This window comes from Humidesulfovibrio mexicanus, from assembly GCF_900188225.1.
In the GTDB taxonomy this organism is placed as follows: domain Bacteria; phylum Desulfobacterota; class Desulfovibrionia; order Desulfovibrionales; family Desulfovibrionaceae; genus Humidesulfovibrio; species Humidesulfovibrio mexicanus.
In genome coordinates this window covers 25,615-44,173 of record NZ_FZOC01000010.1, presented here as the reverse complement: position 1 = coordinate 44,173, position 18,559 = coordinate 25,615, and the positions used below count along the sequence as shown (strand labels likewise).

Here is an 18,559-nt window from a genome sequence, read left to right as displayed (position 1 = left end):
CAATGAATATTCTGATCTTCGGCCCCAACGGCAGCGGCAAAGGCACCCAGGGAACCCTGGTGAAGGCCAAGTACAACCTGGACCACATCGAGTCCGGCGCCATCTTCCGCAAGCACATCGGCGGCGGCACCGAACTCGGCATGAAGGCCAAGGAGTACATCAACCGCGGCGAGCTGGTGCCCGACGACATCACCATTCCGATGGTTCTGGATGTGCTGAAGAGCTCCAGCGTCGGCGGCTGGCTGCTCGACGGCTTCCCCCGCTCCCTTGTGCAGGCCGAGAAGCTCTGGGAAGCCCTGCAGAAGGACGGCGTGAAGCTCGACTTCGTCATCGAGATCCTGCTGCCCCGTCAGGTCGCCAAGAACCGCATCATGGGCCGCCGCCTCTGCGCCAACGACAACAACCACCCCAACAATATCTTCATCGACGCCATCAAGCCTAATGGCGATGTCTGCCGTGTCTGCGGCGGCGCGCTTTCCGCCCGCGCCGACGACCAGGATGAGGGCGCAATCGACAAGCGCCACGACATCTACTACGATTCCAAGACCGGCACCCTTGCCGCGGCCTACTTCTACAAGGATCTTGCCGCCAAAGGCTCCTGCAAGTACATTGAACTCAACGGCGAAGGCTCCATCGACTCCATCAAGCAGACCCTGCTTGCCCAACTGGCCTAGCCGAAACCACGCACTCAAAGGCCCCCTCCGAAAGGAGCGGGGCCTTTTTTTCCGCCCAGGAACATCCTTCTCGCCGCAATGAAAAAGCCCCCTGCCTTGCAAAAAAGGCAGGGGGCTTCCATTGTGCGAGGCTAAAGGGAGCGGGAGTGCTTTACACCACCCCGTTGGGATCCATGCGGATCTTTGTCTTGGCCTTCAACGGTGCGGCTCCGGCATCCTCGTCCGGCGGGGTAAGGCTGACGATGATGGGAGCGGCGACATACACCGACGAGTAGGTGCCGACGATGACGCCGATAAGCATGGCCAAGGCGAAGTCGTGAATGACCTGCCCGCCGAAGAGGTACAAGCTGCCCACGGCCACGCAGGCAAGACCGGAGGTGAGCACCGTGCGGGACAGGGTCTGGTTCACGCTATTGTTGATGATGACCGAAAGCGGCTCGCCGGTCTTCTGCCCACGCAATTCGCGGATGCGGTCGAACACGACGATGGTGTCGTTGAGCGAGAAGCCGATGAGGGTCAGAAGCGCGGCGATGATGGTCAGGTCGAATTCCTTGTTCATGATCGAGAACAGGCCCACCGTGACCAGAACGTCGTGTATGAGGGCCACGATGGCCCCGAGCGCATAGTTGAGCTTGAGCAGGAAGCAGAGCACCAGGGTGATGATGAGCGCGCCCAGCACCAGCCACATCTGCGGCGCGTGAAAATACTGGAGGGCCCATATGCCGCCGAAGAGCCCTGCGGCCATGATGCCCGCAGCCATCCAGCGGTGTTCGAAGCGCCCGGAAATGTAGATGGCGATGAGCAGGATGGCGAAGTACATGGCCTCCAGCGCCTTGCCCCGCAGATCCTCGCCCACCTTCGGGCCGACCATTTCAATGCGCTTGTAGTTGGGGACAACGCCGCCCATTTCCGTGGAGATGGCCGTGGTGACGACCTTCTGCACGGATTCGCTGCCCCCTTCGGAAATGCTGGTGCGGATGAGGAAGTCGTTGTCCTTTTCCTGCCCCATCTGCTGCACCACAAGCCCTGGCAGCCCTGTGCCCTCCAGCGTCTTTTTGAGGTCGTCGAGCTTGGTGGGCGCGTCGAACTGCGCCTGGATGACGACGCCGCCCGCGAAGTCGATGCCGTAGCGCGGTCCGCCTTTAAGCCCAAGCGAAACCATGCCCACAATGATCATCAGGGCGGAGAGCGCGAAGGCGTAGTACCGCAGCCCAATGAAGTTGATGTTGGTGCCGGGTTTGATGATGTGGAAGCTCATGGCGACTCCTTAGATGCTCACGACGGCGTCGGCCGGGCGCCTGGAGAGATACAGGTCGAAGAGAATGCGCGACACGAAAATGGCCGTGAACATGCTCATGATGATGCCGAGCACCAGGGTGACGGCGAACCCACGGATGGGGCCGGTGCCGAACTGGTACAGGATGACCGCCACCAGAGCATTGGTGGTGTTGGCGTCCAGAATGGCCAGGGTGGCGCGGTCATAGCCCTTGTGCACGGCATCTGCGGGCTTGAGCCCCAGGGCCAGTTCCTCGCGGATGCGCTCGTAGATGAGCACGTTGGCGTCCACCGCGGTGACGATGGTGAGGATGATGCCCGCGATGCCCGGCAAGGTGAGCGTGGCGCCGAAGGCGGCGAGCCCGGCCAGGGTGAGGATGATGTTCAGCACCAGCACCACGTTGGCGAAAAGTCCGGCCACACGGTAGTAGAAGGTCATGAACAGGACGATGGCGAGCGCGGCGCCTGCCGTGGCCATGATGCCCGCGTCGATGGACTCCTGTCCGAGGGTGGGGCCGACGGTACGCTGCTCCAGCACGGTGACGGGTGCGGGCAGCGCCCCCGCGCGCAGCACGATGGCCAGGTCTCGCGCCTCTTCCTGGGTGAAGTTGCCCGTAATCTGGGCCTTGCCCCCGGCGATCTTGTCCTGGATGACGGGTGCGGAATAGCACTTCCCGTCCAGCACGATGGCCAGGCGCTTCTTGATGTTCTCCTCGGTGACGCGCTCGAATATCTTCGCCCCGCGGGCGTTGAAGGTCATGCTCACGGAGAACTGGTTGTTGTTCTGCTCAATGGTGGCGCGGGCGTCGGTGATGTACTCGCCGGTCATCACCGCATCCTTCTTGAGCACAATGGGGGTTTCGACCTCGGACTTGCCACTGCGGGACTTGATGACCGAGAGTTCGCGCCCAGGGCCGAGGAGGCCCTGGCTTGCGCTGACGGGATCAACAGTATCATCGACCACCTTGAATTCTAGGTGGGCGGTCTTGCCGATAACCGCGATGGCGCGTTCGGGATCGCTCATGCCGGGGAGCTGCACCTGGATGCGGTTGCCTTCCTGGCGGCGGATGTCAGGCTCGGCCACGCCGAACTGGTCAATGCGGTTCCGGATGGTCTTGACGGCCTGGTCCAAGGTCAACTTGGAAAGGTACTTCTTGTGCTCGGAGGTCATGGAGAGCACATAGCGCACGCGATCCTCCGGCAGACTCTCCTTGGCGTCGATTTTTAGCGCACCGAACTGATCCGAAAGAATCTTCTCGAAGGCGGTCTGCTTGTCTGCGCCCACAAGCACGCACTCAAGGCGCAGCCCGGGCAGCAGGTTCGGCTTGAGCACGGCGAGATTCTCCTCGCGCGCGGTGGACTTGATGTCCTGGCCGATGCTGGACATGTTGTTGTCCATGGCCTTGTCCACGTCCACGCCCAGGGTCAGGTGGATGCCGCCCTTGAGGTCCAGGCCAAGGTTGATGGCGGTATCGGGCAGGAACTTGCCCAGAGTCGTGCCCGTGACGCCCGGCACCGAGGGCAGCACCAAAATCACAGCCACGAGCATCACCGCAAGGGTGACAAGGAAACGCCAGCGCAAATTGCGGTACATGTGCTCTCCCGTTTGCTTCATGACAGGCGACTGGCTCACCAAGGCAAGGCCGCGCCCAGACAAAGACAAGCGCGGACCCGGGCGCTTTCCCAGGTCCGCGTATTCGCCTTTCGGCTGAAAATCAAAGAAAAAGGCTACTTTTCCTTCTTTTCCAACTTTTCAAAGGCCTCGGCCTTGTCGGCCACGGTGTTGCGCAACATCTCAACCTGGACCTTGTCAGCAATCTCCACGATGACGGTGGCGTCCTTCATGCGGACAATGGTGCCATACAGGCCGCCGTTTGTGACGATGCGGTCGCCGATCTTCAGGTTGTTGATCATCTCCTTATGCTGCTTGGCCTTTTTCTGCTGCGGCCGAATAAGCAGAAAGTAGAAGATGGCGAACATGAGGATGAGCGGCACAAAAGCGCCAAGGGGGTTGCCCTGAGCACCGCCGTTTCCGGCAGCGCCGCCCATGGCGAAGGCAAGATTGTCAAACAGCATGGAATCCTCCTGGATGCTGGACCGCGGGCGGAATTGCCCCGGCCCCGCCCTCCAAGCCTATGCCGGCACGTACAGGTTGCCGTACGGCCTATGCGAGAAGGGCTTGATCTTCACGAAATCAGCCGCCAGGATTTCCTTGGCGTCAAGCCCAAGTTCCTTGGCGTACTCCTTGACGATACCCGTGATGGCGGCCGTGTCCGCATCATCCACAGGCTGCGCGGAAAGCCCAGGTCCGATCTGCTCCACTGGAACCTCGCCGCGCACGTAAATCACCCCGCCGTGCATGCCTGTCCCCAGGCTGCGTCCGGCGATCGGTTCCGTGGGCTTATCAGAATACATTCCAAGAAGCAAAAGGATTCCGCCAGCCATATATTCGCCAAGAAAGTCGCCGGCCTTTCCGCCGATGACGATGGTGGGAAGCTTGTCCATGTAGGCTTTCATATGAATTCCCACCCGGTAGCCCACGTCGCCCTTGATGAAGATCTTGCCGCCGCGCATGGCGTAGCCGACCACATCGCCGGCCAAGCCTTCGATGACGATGGTGCCGTCGTCCATGGTATTGCCGATGCCGTCCTGGGCGTTGGCCTTCACGCGGACCGTCGGGCCACGCATGAACGAGCACAAATCCTGCCCTGGCACGCCGTTGACCTCGAAGCTGAGCTTCCCTTCCATGGCTCCGGCGATGTAGCGCTGGCCATTGATGTTGTTCAGGACGATCTTGGTGGCGCCAGCGGCCACGGCTTCACGAATCTGCTCATTCAGCTGGCGGTAATAGATGCCGCCAGCGTCCAGGGTGATAGTCTTGGCCATGCTCTACGCCTCCAGATGCACGATGACCGGTTCGCCCGCCTTGGGCATCCACACGCGGTCCAGGTCGCTCTGGACCTCGCGGATGGAGCTTTCCTCGCTCGACATGAATACCGCGTCGCCTTTTTCGGCCACGACCAGCGGCCGCAGCTTGATGCGGTCGTTCAGGCCGAAAAGGCCGGTGCTGTCGGCCACGAGGATGGCGAAGGGACCGTTCAAGAGGGCCTGGCCGTACACCATGCGCAACGCGGTGTAGGCCTCCTTTTCCTGCTTGGGCATACGGGCTATCTCGTCCCAGAAGGGCGGTGCAAAGACCTTGCAGGCCATCTCCTTGGAAAGCCCGTGCTTGCGGATGAGCAGATCGAGTTCGTAGGCGACCACCTCGGTGTCGGTCATGAGCGTGCACAAATAGTTGTGTTCGCACAGATAGCGGCGGTTGATGCCATAGGAACTGATTTCACCGTTGTGCACGATGGACCAGTCGAGCAGCGTAAAGGGGTGCGCACCGCCCCACCAGCCGGGAGTATTGGTCGGGAAGCGGTTGTGCCCAGTCCAGATGTAGGCGTTGTATTCCTCAAGGCGGAAGAAGTCGGCGATGTCCTCCGGGAAACCCACGCCCTTGAAGGCGCCCATGTTCTTCCCGCTGGAAAAGACAAATGCGCCGGGAACCTTGTGGTTGATATGCATCACCGCGCCCACGACGTAGTCCTGCTCGCCCAATTCGCGCGCTTCTTCGGGCCGGTCCTTCTTGATGGACAGGAAGTAGCGGGTGACGATGGGCGCGTTCTTGATGGTCACCACCTTGCGGGTGGGAATCGGGTGATACTCGTGCACGGTGAAGTAATGCTTGATCACCTGCTCGGCGCTGTCCAGCGCGGACTGGGTGTCGCACATGAGGTGGAAGGCGTACTTGTCGGCCAGGTCCGGGTAGATGCCGTACGCGGCGAACCCGCCGCCCAGGCCGTTGCCGCGGTCGTGCATGCAGGCCATGGCGCGGATGGGCACGTCGCCGGGGATGAGCTCACGCTTCTTGTTGATGACCCCGAAGACGCCACAGCCGGAGATGTCCTTCTGGAAGTCGTAATACCGTTCGGGTGCTTTCATTGAAATAGTGCTCCTAGGCGGATGTCCGACCGCCGGTCTAGCGGGCGGCCTGTGTCGGCTCGGGGTTCCAGGTCTGGTCGAACAGCTCTGCGGGCCACAGAAACACGTCCGGACCTGCGTTGATGATCGTATCCTTGGCCTCTCCGTCGAGCGGCATTTCGAATTTGATGAAAGCGGTGTACATGCCGCCCTTGTCGATATCGCCCACGAGCACGTAGCCCACCAGCCTGCCATCGCGGAAAACGAGCTTGCGGTATGCCTCCTTGGCTTCGTCCAACAGAGCGTGAACCTCGAAGGAGGCGTCGTCCTCCGGCGGGTTGACCACGCCCACCGAGATGGTGGGCAAGCCATAGAAGCTGATGGAGTTCATGGGCAGGCCGCCCTGGTACGGCAGCTTGGCTCCGGCCATGTTGCGTCCGCAGGCGTAGCCCTGGTTGTAGGCATTGGGCCAAATGGGCACCACGCGATGCTCGCCGGTAAGCTGATCCTTGGCCTGGGCCACGTCCCCCGCGGCGTACACGTCCTTGGCGCTGGTCATGAGCCTGTCGTCAACCATGATGCCACGCTCGACCTTGAGCCCAGCGTCCTTGGCAAGCTGGCTGTGGGGCACCACGCCGATGGCCACGACCACGACGTCACACTCCAGGAAGCGGCCATCGGTCAGCAGCACGCCTTTGACGCGGCCCTCGGCCGTGCGCTGGATCTCCTTGGCGGTGACGCCGCAGTTGACCTCGATGCCGACCTTTTTGAGCCGATTGGCGGCGAGCGCACCGGCCTTCTCGTCAAATCCGCCGGAGAGGATGCGCGGCGCCAGTTCGAGAATCGTCACCGAAACGCCCCGGTCGTGCAGGCTCTCCGCCGCCTTGAGGCCGATGAGCCCGCCGCCGATGACCACGGCGCGCTTTATCTTGGCCGACAGCTCGATGAGCGTCTGGGCGTGGGCAAGGGTGGTGAAGGAGTAGATGTCCTCGCCCTTGACGCCGGGAATAGGCGGCACAAAGGGAATGCCGCCGGTTGCGATGAGCAGGCGGTCGTATTTCACGGTCTCGCCCGTATCCGTGTTCACGATCTTCTTGGCAGTGTCCACGGCGGTGACAGTGGTGCCGAGCTTGAGCTCTACTCCGTTCTTCTCGTAATAGTCCGCGCCGCGCAGCGCCAGCCTGTCCGGTCCGATCTTTCCGGCCAGCAGGTAGGAGATGAGCGGACGTCCGTAGGCGGGGGCGTCTTCGGCACCGATGACGATGATGCGGCCGTCCTTGTCGTACCGGCGGATGCCCTCTATGGCCCCGATGGAGGAGACGCCATTGCCGATGAGTACATAGGTCATGCTAGCGCTCCTCCTGCTTCAGGGCCTTGTTGGGGCAGGCGGCGACGCAGGCAGGACCGCCGGGGCGGTCGAAACACAGGTCGCACTTGACGATCTTGGCCTCCAGCGGGTGCCTGGCGATGGCCCCATACGGGCACGCCATGAGACAGGACCAGCAGCCCACGCACTTGTCGCGGTCATAAATGGTGCGGCCGCTTTCCGAATCCTTTTGGAGCGCACCGGAGATGCAGGCGGCCACGCAGGCGGGTTCGTCGCAGTGGCGGCAGGAAAGGGCCACACACACGGGACCGCCCTCATGCACATGCTTGCAGGGGCTCAGGCCGGTCTGGCCGCGTTCGACCGTGTAGGCCAGGATGAGATCCTTGCTCTGCGAGTGCGCGGTGAGACAGGCCAACTCGCAGATATGGCACCCGATGCAGTAGTCTTTGTCAGGGTAGACGCGTTTCATGTTCTTCTCGCCCCCATGTTAGCGACCGGCGTGCTTGACGCCCAGAATGTCCATCTCCGTGTCGGAGAGGCCGACCGCGCGCAGTTTGTCACGATTGCCGCGCAGACTTTCGATGGAATTGAGCCCCATGCCGCCGAGCATTTCTTCGATCTCGTGCCCCCAGGCCCGCACCAGGTTGACCATCTTTTTGGCGGCGACCTCAGGGTTCTGGCGTTTTGCCAAGCGGGCATCGTTGGTGGCGATGCCCCAGGGACACTTGCCGGTGTAGCACTTGCCGCACAGCGTGCACCCGACGGAGATAAGCGCGGAGGTGGCGATGTAGCAGGCGTCCGCGCCAAGGGCGATTGCCTTGATGACATCGGCGCTGCAGCGGGTGCCGCCAGCGGCCACGATGGAGGCGCGGTTCCGGATGCCCTCGTCGCGCAGACGCTGGTCCACGGTGGCCAGCGCCAGTTCGATGGGGATGCCCACGTTGTCGCGGATCATGCCCGGAGCGGCGCCCGTGCCGCCACGAATGCCATCGATGGCCACGATGTCCGCTCCGGCGCGCACGATGCCGGAGGCTATGGCGGCCACGTTGTGCACGGCGGCGATCTTGACGCTCACGGGGACGCGGTACTCGCTGGCCTCTTTCAAGGCGAAGATCAGCTGATGCAGGTCTTCGATGGAATAGATGTCGTGGTGCGGAGCCGGCGAGATGGCGTCGGACCCCAGGGGCACCATGCGCGTCTCGGAGACCATGGCGTTGATCTTCTCGCCGGGCAGGTGCCCGCCGATGCCAGGCTTGGCGCCCTGGCCCACCTTGATCTCAATGCCAGTGCCCGCGTTCAGGTAGTCGCGATGCACGCCGAAACGGCCCGAAGCCACCTGGACAATGGTGTTCTTGCCGTAGGGGTACAGGCTCTTGTGCAGGCCGCCCTCTCCGGTGTTGTAGCAAATGCCGAGTTCTGTCGCGGCCTTGGCCATGGCCACATGCAGATTGAAATTGATGGAGCCGAAACTCATGGCCGAAAACATGATGGGATAATTCAGCTCTATTTGCGGGGCCAGCTTGGTCTTGAGCTTGGGGCTGCCGTCCTTGGTCTTGACGAACTCCAGCTTGTCCGGCTTGGAGCCAAGAAAGGTCTTGAGCTCCATGGGCTCGCGAAGGGGGTCGATGGAGGGGTTGGTGACCTGGCTGGCATCGAGCAGGAGTTTATCCCAGTACACCGGGATATTGACCGGGCTTCCCATGCCAGTCAGCAACACCCCGCCAGTGTCGGCCTGCTTGTAGATGTACTTGAGAAACTCAGGCCTCCACAATGCATTGTCCTTGAAATCAGAACGTTTCTTCTGAATAAGCAATGCTCCTGTGGGGCACATGGCTTCGCAGCGATGGCAGCCAACACATTTTGCGTTGTCATGCATCACTTTCTGGCGAGCCTCATCCCAGAAATGCGCCTCATAAGAACATTGGCGAACGCAGACCTTGCAGTTTATGCAAAGGTCCTTGTCGCGGACAATGGAGAAGTCGTGATAGTTTCGGTTGATTGGCTGAAAAAGCAAAACCGTTACCTCGCTCCAAGTGTTTTGGATGAATGCGCCGGGTGGAGCAGCAAACCATCTTGCAACTCGCCCGGCATGGTCCGGCTGTCAGGGGTCGTCAGAAAATCATAACGGTAATGAGCTGTCAACAAAGGAATACGAAAATGTAGTCAAATTAACATTTTTGTAATAGCGTTCCTGCAAAGCCCCAGTGTCTCATGCACGGAAATGACGAATCGTGGACGCAAAAAAAGCCGCCTTCACGAACGAAAGACGGCTTTCTCTGCGTAGTTTAGACGTTCGCCCAGCGAATTAATCCCAGGGCGTGCGCATCCAACAGCAAGGGATGGTGGGGTAAAATCCTAAGCGTAAACCCGAATCTCCCGGACTCCTGGGGAAGAACCTCACCCCGGTACAGGTGCCACCCATCGCCCAGATCCTTCTCCGGGGACATGGGCGTGGTGCTGCGGCGGGTGAACACGCTGTCCTGGCTCACAGGACCATGGTACACTTCGACCCGGACATCGGACACCGACAAACCATCAAGATGCACGCGCGCCTCAATGAGGATGGGCTCCTCGACAAAGACGTCGGCGTGGGTTTCCGTGCGGATGTCGTCGATGGCAAGATTCCCCCAGCGCGTCATGAGGCGCATCCGCCAGTCGGCCAGTTCCTTGGCCGCGCGGAAGTCGTCCTTCACCAGGCTCACATAGTTGCGGCAGGAAGGCAGATAGGCATGTTCCACATACTCTTCCACCATGCGGTGGGCGTTGAAGACTGGCCCCAGCTCCCGCAGGGCCGACTTCATCTTGAGCAGCCAGTTGCGCGGCAGGTTGCCCCGCCCCCGGTCATAGAATTCGGGCAGGATGTCATTCTCAAGAATATTGAACAGGGTCTGGCTCTCCACAAAATCCTGGTAGGAGGCGTCCTCGTACTCCTCTCCCCTGCCTATGGCCCAGCCGAGGCGGTTGTCCGGCTGAAACGCTTCGTCCCACCAGCCGTCCAGGGTTGAGACCTGAAGCACGCCGTTGATCATGGCCTTCATGCCGCTGGTGCCGCAGGCCTCCAACGGCCGCCGGGGGTTGTTCAGCCAGACGTCGCAGCCTTGGACCATCCGGCTGGCGATCTTCACGTCATAGTCTTCCAGAAAGACCATGCTGGCGCGGCAATCATCGCGGCGGCACAACTGCTGGAGTTCCTGGATGATCTTCTTGCCCTCGTTGTCGTTGGGGTGCGCCTTGCCCGCAAAAATGAACTGCACGCGTCGGCCGGAGTCGTTGAGCAGCCGCACCAGCCGCTCCTTGTCCATCAGCAGCAGGTTGGCCCGCTTGTAGGTGGCGAAACGCCGGGCGAAGCCGATGGTGAGGGCCTGTGGATCCAGCACCTCATCGGCCACCAGCACTTCCTTCTGGCGTGCGCCCTTGTCCATCAACTGCTTGCGCAGCCGCTTGCGGACGAAGTCCACCAAACGTTCGCGCAGGCGTTCGTGTGTGCGCCACAACTCCGCATCCGGTATGCTGTCGGCCTGCTCCCATATCCGTTTGCAGTCCGGATCCTCGCGCCAATTGCCCAGGTAGCGGTCGTAGAGGATGGCCATGTCACGGGCCACCCAGGTCGCCGCATGAATCCCGTTGGTTATGGAGCCGATGGGCACGTCCTCCACAGGATTCTGCGGCCACACCTTGCGCCACATGCGGCGGGACACCTCACCATGCAGCCGCGACACGCCGTTGGAGAACCGCGACAGGCGCAAGGCCAGCACAGTCATGCAGAAGTGCTCGCCCTCGTCGCGGGGATCCTCCCGCCCAAGGGCCATGAAGACCTTGAAGGCCAATCCCAGCTTCCCGGCGTAATCTTCGAAATAGGCGCGCATGAGTTCTGGTGGGAAGCGGTCATTCCCGGCCGGTACAGGAGTGTGCGTGGTGAACACGCTGGACGAGGCCGTAAGCTCCGTTGCGGCTTCGAAAGAAAGGCCGTGTTCCTGCATGTAGACGCGAATGCGCTCCAGACCCGCAAAGGCGGAGTGTCCCTCGTTCATGTGGATGACCATGGGCTCTATGCCCATCGCCGTCAGCGCCTTGATGCCGCCGATGCCAAGCAGGATCTCCTGCCACAGGCGCATCTCCAGGCCGCCGCCATAGAGGCGCGCTGTGACCTGTCGAAACTCATGGCTATTCTCGGACAGATTGGTGTCGAGCAGAAACAGACGCACCTTGCCCACCTGCGCCTCCCATACGCGGGCGCAGAGGCTCTGCCCGGCCAGACCCACGCAGATGCGGAGCTGGTTGCCGATGTCGTCCAGCACGGGCTTGAGGGGCATCTGCTCGAAGTCGTGACCGGGGTAGCGTTCCTGCTGCCAGCCATCGGGCGTCATGTACTGGCGGAAATAGCCCTCGCGATACAGCAGCCCCACGCCGACAAGGGGCAGGTTCAGATCGCTTGCGCTCTTGAGGTGGTCGCCCGCAAGAACGCCCAGCCCGCCGGAATAGATGGGCAGGCACATGGCGATGCCGTACTCCAGGCTGAAATAGGCCACGGCCATATCGCGGTCGGGCAGGGCCGGAAACCTGAAGGGCGAGTGCCGACGGTCTTTGTAATGCTCCAATGAGCGCTTGGCGTCGGCCAGACGCTGGAGAAAGAAGTCGTCCCGGGCGAGTTCCTCGATGCGCCGCTGAGACAGACGGTTCAGGAGCTCCACTGGGTTCTGGTCACAGGCCGTCCACAAATCATGGTCAATGGTTGCGAAAATATTGGTAATGTCGTTGTTCCAGGAAAACCAGAGATTATACGCGAGATCCCAGAGGGCTTCCAACCGTGGCGGGAGCTTGGGGACCACGCTGAACACGCGCAGCGCCTGCATGAAGTCTCCTTGAGGGGGGATGTGGAATTTTTGGACGCGTACAGCGTATAAAGCGCGCGAAGAAATTGCAAGGCTGGCAACGTGACGATTGCGCGACGGGGACTTTCATTGACAGGACGGGCGATTCGTTGGAAAGAAATCCGGCTTGGCGATCAAGAAGGAGAGGAACATGACGCATCAGCACGGCGCGGCCGACCAGGACCAGCTCGAAGTCCGCGTGCGCTACCTGCACCAGGTCTGGCAGGAAAACACCCTGGCCTACGCCACGGACCACTCCGCCGGGCTCGACCTGCGCGCCTGCATCGATTCTCCCACCCTGGTGATCCCAGCCGGTGAACGCGCGCCCGTTCCGGCCGGTCTGGCCATCGAGATCATGCGGCCGGGCATCGCGGGATTCGTGTTCTCCCGCTCCGGCCTTGGCGCCAAGGACGGGCTCACCGTGGCCCAGGGCGTGGGGGTCATCGATCCGGACTACCGCGGCGAAATCCTCGTGTGGCTCTTGAACACCTCTGGCCAGACTCAAACCATAGAGCGAGGACAGCGCATCGCGCAGTTGGTGTTCCTGCCGGTCTTCGCGGCCCGGCTCACCGCTGCCGATGCGCTAGGCGAGACCGCGCGCGGCGCGGGCGGCTTTGGCCATACGGGAAAGGTGTAGGCTCACGTTCAATTCCGCAAGGAGCATATATATAATGACAAGCAAGCACGACGCGCTGGTGGCGCGGGAAAAGAAAGTCCTCTTCCAGACCTACGGACGCTATCCCCTGGCCATTGCAGCGGCCAAGGGCGCACGCATGACCGACCTCGACGGCAAGCAATACGTGGACCTTCTGGCCGGAATCGCTGTGGCAAACCTGGGGCACAGCCACCCGGAACTGCTGGAGGCCATGGCCAGTCAGGCCGAGAAGCTGCTGCACGTCAGCAACCTCTTTTATCAATCCCCGCAGGTTGAGCTGGCCGAGCTTCTGCTCTCCACCTGCGCCTGCGACCGGGCGTTCTTCTGCAATTCCGGCGCTGAGGCCAACGAGGCCGCCATCAAACTGGCGCGGCGCTATATGCGCACCGTGCGCTACAAGGATGCTGGCGAGATCATCACCCTCTCCGGCTCCTTCCACGGCCGCACCCTGGCCACCCTCACCGCCACAGGACAGGCCGGGCGCATCAAGGAAGGCTACGAGCCCCTGCCCGCAGGCTTCTCCTGTGTGCCCTTCGGCGACATAGACGCCTTGCGCGCGGCGGTGACGCAAAAGACCGCGGCCGTGCTTATGGAGATGATCCAGGGTGAAGGCGGCGTCCTTCCCCTGCCAGAGTCCTACGTACGCGAAGCTGCGGACATCTGCCGCGAGGCGGGCTGCCTGTTCATGGTCGATGAGGTGCAGACCGGCATGTGCCGCACGGGCAGGTTCTGGGCGCACCAACACTACGGCGTCGAGCCAGATGTGTTCACCACGTCCAAGGCCCTGGCCAACGGCCTGCCCATGGGCGCCATGCTGGCCAAGGAGCATGTGGCCAAGGGCTTCGTGCCCGGTTCCCACGCCACCACCTTCGGCGGCGGAGGAGTCGTCTCCGCCGTGGCGGCAAAGGTTGTGGAGATCATGAAGCGCGACGACATTGCCGGGCGCGCCCGCGATTTGGGCAAGCTGGCCCTCGACGCCTTCCGCGCGGTTCAGGCCAAGCACCCGGATCGGATCGCAGGTGTGCGGGGCCTGGGCCTCATGATCGGCATCGTGCTCTCCGGCCCTGGAGAAACAATCCACGCGGACCTGCGCCAGCGGGGCTTCGTGTGCAACCTGGCGCACGGCACCGTGCTCAGGCTGCTGCCGCCCCTCACCATCGCGGCGGAGGATCTGCTTGCCTTTGCCCAAGCCCTGGATGATATTCTTGGCTCGGACAAGAAGACGAGCTAACAACGGGGACGAGCCCCTGGGGCGATATGTCTGAAATCGCGCCAATTTCCAAAGGAGCCTCTTTCGTGCGGCAGGGCGGCGACCCCGTGCCGCCCGAGGAGTCTCGCCTGCCCTACGGAAAACGCCTGGCCAGCGTACAGCCCCATCCCACCCCGCTTGTGACCGCAAACGAGCACCCGCATGTCGTGGTGGACGACCAGGCCAAGCGGTTGCATACGGCCCAAATGCGTTCCGAAATCACGGGCACAGGCTCCCTTGTGGACTCCATAGCCTGATCGCCCTCCCCCCGACACCACCAACACCAATGGGATTGCCCGCTCATGACCCAGGACCTGCTCAAAATCGAGTTCTCACTGCCCGAAGCCGACTACGACGCGGCCGTTCTGTTCCTCTCCACCGCCATCCAGCACGGCTGGGAAGAGTCGCAGGCGGTGGACGGCACCACCCACTTCAGCACCTATCTGGAAAACCATGAGGAAGGGCGGGAGGTCGCCCGACAAATCGGCGCGCGGTGGCCGCACTCCGGCATCAGGACCGAAGAGGCCCAGAGCCAGGACTGGGGCCAGAGCTGGCGCGAATTCTTCACGCCAATCGAGTGCGGTGGCCGTTTCGAAATCCTGCCGCCCTGGCTTTCGGACGAGCAGCACGCCGAATTCACGCCCATCATCATCGAACCCAAGATGGCCTTCGGCACCGGGCACCACCCCACCACGGCCCTCTGCCTCACCTGCATCGCCGATCTCAATCGCGAGGGCCACATCGCGCCCGGTATGGAATTCCTGGACCTGGGAACCGGCTCCGGCATCCTGGGCATCGGCCTGGCAAAGCTCGGCCTGCACGGCCTGGGGCTCGACATCGACCCACAGGCCATTGCCTGCGCACGGGAAAACGCCGAGATAAACGCCGTCGCGGAAGCCTTTTCCGTCGCCGTGGGCGGCATCACCACCCTGCCGGAAGACAAGCGCTTTCAGGTCATCGTGGCCAACATCCTGTCCAAGCCCCTCATCTTCATGGCCAAGGACATCCTGTCGCACTTGGCGCCCGGCGGTTGCCTGGCGCTTTCTGGCATCCTGGTGGAGCAGGCGCAGGACGTCATCCGGGCATACAAACGCCTTGGCCTTCCCGACCCGGTGCAGCGCGACGAAGGCGAATGGTGCGGCCTGCTCTGGACACACGTCGTAAGGGCGGAGGGAGCGGAGAGCTGATGTCACGCTCGGGGGAACGCATCCGGGGCATGTACCGGGCCTTTGCCGAGGCCTTGGGCCCCAGCCGCTGGTGGCCCGGCGACACCCCCTTCGAGGTGGCGGTGGGCGCCATTCTTACCCAGAACACAAACTGGAAAAACGTTGAGCGGGCCATCGCCAACCTCAAACAAGCCCAGGCAATGACGGAACGCGGGCTGCGCGCCCTCCCCTCCGCACGCCTGGAGGAGCTTATCCGCCCAGCAGGGTACTTCCGCATCAAAACCAAACGGTTGACAGATTTTCTGGATTTTCTTGAGGAAGAATCTGGCCTCGACATCGAGGCTCTGTCCCGAAAATCCCTGGAGGAGTTGCGCCCCAAACTGCTGGCCGTGCGGGGCATCGGCCCGGAAACCGCGGACTCCATCCTGTGCTACGCCCTTGGCAAACAGACGTTCGTGGTGGACGCCTACACCATGCGCATGTTCTCGCGCCACCAACTCATCCCGGAGCAGACCGACTACCACGAGGTCCAGGAAATCATCCAATCCTCCCTCCCAGCATCTGTTCAAGATTACAATGAATTTCATGCACTGATCGTGCGCGCCGCCAAAGAGTGGTGCCACAAGTCGCGCCCCCTTTGCGCACAGTGCCCAGGGCGGTCCCTGCTGCCCGATACGGATCGGATGGCCATATGATTCTGCGCCTCCTGACCGTACTCTGGCTTGCCGCCGCCTTTGCCCTGTCCGTGCCGCTGCCCGCGGCCTGGGCACAGGGTGCGCAGCTGGAAAAAACCTTGCGGAACGAACGCCTGAAGGCCGAGGAACGCAAGGGCGAGGTGCGCAGGCTTGCCGCACGGGAAAAATCCCTGGCGGGCAAGCTGGGAGAGGTTGAGACCCGCATGAAGGCGACTCAGGCGCGCATCGCCAAGCAGGAGGAGGAGCTTGCCCTCATCCGCGCGGAAGAGGCTCGCCACGCCGGGCAGTACGAAGAGTTGCGCGTGCGCCGCGAAAAATCCGTGCGTGAGCTTCGGCGTCTGCTGGAACTGCTGTGGCCCGTGCAGGCCCAGGGGATGCAGGAGGGGGCACGGCTGGCGGACGGATGGGATTCTGCGGACCGCCGTTTTCAGTGGAACGGCGCGGCCTATGCCCGCGCACGCGCGATGCTTGAGGATGTGCGGCGTCAGGAGCAGGAGCTCTCCGGCGTGCTGGAACGCCAGCGTGAACTCGAACAGCGTGTCGACAGGCAGTTGGCCGCCGTCAACGCGGAAAAGGACGCCCTGCTCAAGGACCGGCTTGCGCTCAATGCGCGCATGAACCAGGTGAACTCCCAGCGTCGCGATCTAGAGGGCGAACTGCAAGGCATCCTCAAGACCATTCAACAGCTCAACTACCAGCTGGTAAGCCTGCGCGGCCGCAAGTTCGAGGCCTTCAAGGCCGCCCTGCCCTGGCCTGTTGGAGGCCGTGTCGTGACGGCCTTCGCGCCAGAAGGCAAGCCCGCCCGCAGGGGCATCGGCATCGCCACCGGCGAAGCGGCCACCGTTCGCAGCGTGTTTTGGGGCAAGGTGGTCCATAACGACGTGCTGCGCGGCCTGGGCAAGGTCGTCATCCTCTACCATGGTGGCGACTACTACACGTTGTACGCCTATCTGTCTGAGACCAGCGTGGAGCCGGGACAGGACGTGGAGAAGGACGAACCCATAGGCCGCGCAGGGTACTACCCGGAAGCGCACGGCAACGGACTCTATTTCGAATTGCGTTTTCACCAGAAACCCATTAATCCGCAGCTGTGGCTCATGCCCGCCCATTAGGCGGCGCTGTTCCGTTCCTGGTCCGATCCCTGGAGGATTTCTATGCGCGTCGGCATCTGGTTTGTCTGTTTCATCATGCTTTTGACCCTGACCGTGGCCCCGGCGCCCCTTGGGGCTGCACCGGCCAAGGACGACCAGTTCGAGGCCCTGCGCAGGTTCAGCCAAGTGGTCGACATGGTGGAAACGCACTATGTGAAGCCGGTCACCAAGGCCGAACTCATTCAAAATTCCATCAAAGGAATGCTTGAGCAGCTCGACCCCCACTCGGCCTTCCTCTCCCCCGAAGACTTCAAGGAACTGCAGGTCTCGTCCAGCGGCGCCTTCCACGGCATCGGCATAGAGATCAGCTCCGAGAACGGTCGATTGGTGGTGGTGTCCCCCATTGAGGACACCCCCGCCCACAAGGCCGGCCTCAAAAGCGGGGACATCATCCTCGAAATTGACGGCGACCCCACCATGGAACTCGGCATGACCGAGGCCGTGAAAAAAATCCGTGGCCCGCAGGGCACGACCGTCACCCTGACCATTCTGCACAAGGGCGCGCAGCAGCCGGAAGACGTGACCATCGCCCGCGGCACCATCCCCATCATCAGCGTCAAGACGCAGGAATTGGACAAGGGCTACGTGCTCTGCCGCATTACCCGCTTCAACGAGCACACCACCAAGGAATTGCGCGAGAAGCTGGCCGAGTACGCCAAGAAGACCCCCATTCAGGGCATCGTGCTTGATCTGCGCAACAATCCTGGCGGTCTGCTTGAACAGGCCGTGACCGTTGCCGACACCTTCCTTGAGGATGGGCTCATCGTCTATATCCAGGGAAAAGATCCCCAGTCGCGCCGCGACTTTACCGGTCGCAAGTCCTCCGACGACCTCGTGCAAACGCCGGTGGTCACCCTCATCAACGCGGGGAGCGCCTCCGCAGCGGAAATCGTGGCCGGGGCCCTGCAGGACCGCAAGCGTTCCCTGCTCATTGGCGAAAAGACCTTTGGCAAGGGCTCGGTGCAAACCGTAGTCTCTCTGCCGGACGGATCGGGAATCAAGCTCACCACCGCCCTGTACTACACGCCCAACGGCCGTTCCATTCAGGCCGAGGGCATCGTGCCGGACCTGGAAATTCCCTTCACCGCACCTCCCTCTGACGAGGACAAGAACCTCAAAGACCGCTTCACGTTCCGCGAAAAGGACTTCTCCCGTCACCTGGAAAACGGCAGCGCCAAGAAAGGCAAGAAGACCCCGGCCAAACCTGGCCAGGAGAGCGATGCCGCGCGTGCGCTGATCGAGAAGGACAACCAACTGCGACTGGGGCTTGAAATGGTCAAGACCCTCCCCAAGATTCGGGACATTCGCTAGCAAGCCAATGACACAGCACAGCAACAACAAGGACCAGGCCGGGAAACGTCGGCCTGGTCCTGGCCTTTCGCCCGCTCGCAAGCGGCTTGTCCTGTGGATCGTCCTGGCCGTGGCGGCCGCACTCGCTGTTGGCTTGTTGATGTCCCGGAGCGTCGCCCCACCTCCCCCATCCATGCAGAACGCAACCGAATCTCCACAGGCGGACAGTTTGTCCTCGCG

General features: G+C 62.1%; 17 protein-coding genes. 8 read left to right on the top strand and 9 right to left on the bottom strand.

Annotated elements, in window-relative coordinates:
- Nucleotides 1–2 precede the first annotated feature (2 nt).
- Nucleotides 3–674, top strand: coding sequence for an adenylate kinase (locus CHB73_RS15655; protein ID WP_089275546.1), 672 nt, complete (start codon nucleotides 3–5; stop codon nucleotides 672–674).
- A gap of 151 nt (nucleotides 675–825) precedes the next feature.
- Here CHB73_RS15655 and secF read toward each other — a convergent pair whose 3' ends face one another.
- The 9 genes from secF to glgP all read right to left on the bottom strand — a co-directional run bounded on the left by secF (nucleotide 826) and on the right by glgP (nucleotide 12,095).
- On the bottom strand, nucleotides 826–1,932 hold the full coding sequence (secF, locus tag CHB73_RS15650; RefSeq protein WP_089275545.1) for a protein translocase subunit SecF: 1,107 nt from the start codon (nucleotides 1,930–1,932) through the stop codon (nucleotides 826–828).
- Nucleotides 1,933–1,941: 9 nt separating this feature from the next.
- Nucleotides 1,942–3,543, bottom strand: coding sequence for a protein translocase subunit SecD (gene secD, locus CHB73_RS15645; protein WP_089275544.1), 1,602 nt, complete (start codon nucleotides 3,541–3,543; stop codon nucleotides 1,942–1,944).
- A 134-nt stretch (nucleotides 3,544–3,677) separates the two neighbouring features.
- Nucleotides 3,678–4,025 carry a preprotein translocase subunit YajC gene (gene yajC, locus CHB73_RS15640; RefSeq protein ID WP_089275543.1) on the bottom strand — a complete coding sequence of 116 codons (348 nt, stop codon included), beginning with the start codon at nucleotides 4,023–4,025 and terminating at the stop codon, nucleotides 3,678–3,680.
- Nucleotides 4,026–4,082: 57 nt separating this feature from the next.
- The gene (locus CHB73_RS15635; RefSeq protein WP_089275542.1) at nucleotides 4,083–4,835 is read right to left on the bottom strand and encodes a GltB/FmdC/FwdC-like GXGXG domain-containing protein; all 753 of its coding nucleotides are present in this window, start codon (nucleotides 4,833–4,835) and stop codon (nucleotides 4,083–4,085) included.
- Between the two features lie 3 nt (nucleotides 4,836–4,838).
- Complete coding sequence (locus CHB73_RS15630) at nucleotides 4,839–5,936, bottom strand: class II glutamine amidotransferase (RefSeq protein ID WP_089275541.1); 1,098 nt, start codon at nucleotides 5,934–5,936, stop codon at nucleotides 4,839–4,841.
- 37 nt (nucleotides 5,937–5,973) lie between these two features.
- A complete protein-coding gene (locus CHB73_RS15625) occupies nucleotides 5,974–7,263 on the bottom strand; it encodes an NAD(P)/FAD-dependent oxidoreductase (RefSeq protein ID WP_089275540.1) in 1,290 nt (429 codons plus the stop codon).
- A gap of 1 nt (nucleotide 7,264) precedes the next feature.
- Nucleotides 7,265–7,711 (bottom strand): 4Fe-4S dicluster domain-containing protein, encoded by a 447-nt coding sequence (locus CHB73_RS15620; RefSeq protein WP_089275539.1) that lies wholly within the window; start codon nucleotides 7,709–7,711, stop codon nucleotides 7,265–7,267.
- 18 nt (nucleotides 7,712–7,729) lie between these two features.
- Complete coding sequence (locus CHB73_RS15615) at nucleotides 7,730–9,256, bottom strand: glutamate synthase-related protein (protein WP_089275538.1); 1,527 nt, start codon at nucleotides 9,254–9,256, stop codon at nucleotides 7,730–7,732.
- A gap of 271 nt (nucleotides 9,257–9,527) precedes the next feature.
- On the bottom strand, nucleotides 9,528–12,095 hold the full coding sequence (glgP, locus tag CHB73_RS15610; protein WP_089275537.1) for an alpha-glucan family phosphorylase: 2,568 nt from the start codon (nucleotides 12,093–12,095) through the stop codon (nucleotides 9,528–9,530).
- Nucleotides 12,096–12,264: 169 nt separating this feature from the next.
- Here glgP and dut point away from each other — a divergent pair, with 169 nt between their 5' ends.
- From dut to CHB73_RS15575, 7 genes are all read left to right on the top strand, one after another.
- Nucleotides 12,265–12,750, top strand: coding sequence for a dUTP diphosphatase (gene dut / locus CHB73_RS15605; protein WP_089275536.1), 486 nt, complete (start codon nucleotides 12,265–12,267; stop codon nucleotides 12,748–12,750).
- 34 nt (nucleotides 12,751–12,784) lie between these two features.
- Nucleotides 12,785–13,999 (top strand): aspartate aminotransferase family protein, encoded by a 1,215-nt coding sequence (locus tag CHB73_RS15600; protein WP_089275535.1) that lies wholly within the window; start codon nucleotides 12,785–12,787, stop codon nucleotides 13,997–13,999.
- A 65-nt stretch (nucleotides 14,000–14,064) separates the two neighbouring features.
- Entirely contained in the window at nucleotides 14,065–14,274 is a 210-nt protein-coding gene (locus CHB73_RS15595) for a hypothetical protein (RefSeq protein ID WP_089275534.1), read from the top strand.
- Between the two features lie 45 nt (nucleotides 14,275–14,319).
- Complete coding sequence (locus CHB73_RS15590) at nucleotides 14,320–15,204, top strand: 50S ribosomal protein L11 methyltransferase (RefSeq protein ID WP_089275533.1); 885 nt, start codon at nucleotides 14,320–14,322, stop codon at nucleotides 15,202–15,204.
- Nucleotides 15,204–15,878, top strand: coding sequence for an endonuclease III domain-containing protein (locus CHB73_RS15585; RefSeq protein ID WP_089275532.1), 675 nt, complete (start codon nucleotides 15,204–15,206; stop codon nucleotides 15,876–15,878). The genes CHB73_RS15590 and CHB73_RS15585 overlap by 1 nt, the downstream gene beginning before the upstream one ends.
- Nucleotides 15,875–16,990 carry a murein hydrolase activator EnvC family protein gene (locus CHB73_RS15580; protein WP_089275531.1) on the top strand — a complete coding sequence of 372 codons (1,116 nt, stop codon included), beginning with the start codon at nucleotides 15,875–15,877 and terminating at the stop codon, nucleotides 16,988–16,990. Before CHB73_RS15585 ends, CHB73_RS15580 begins: the two co-directional genes overlap by 4 nt.
- Nucleotides 16,991–17,032: 42 nt before the next feature.
- Complete coding sequence (locus tag CHB73_RS15575; protein ID WP_089275530.1) at nucleotides 17,033–18,340, top strand: S41 family peptidase; 1,308 nt, start codon at nucleotides 17,033–17,035, stop codon at nucleotides 18,338–18,340.
- Nucleotides 18,341–18,559 lie beyond the last annotated feature (219 nt).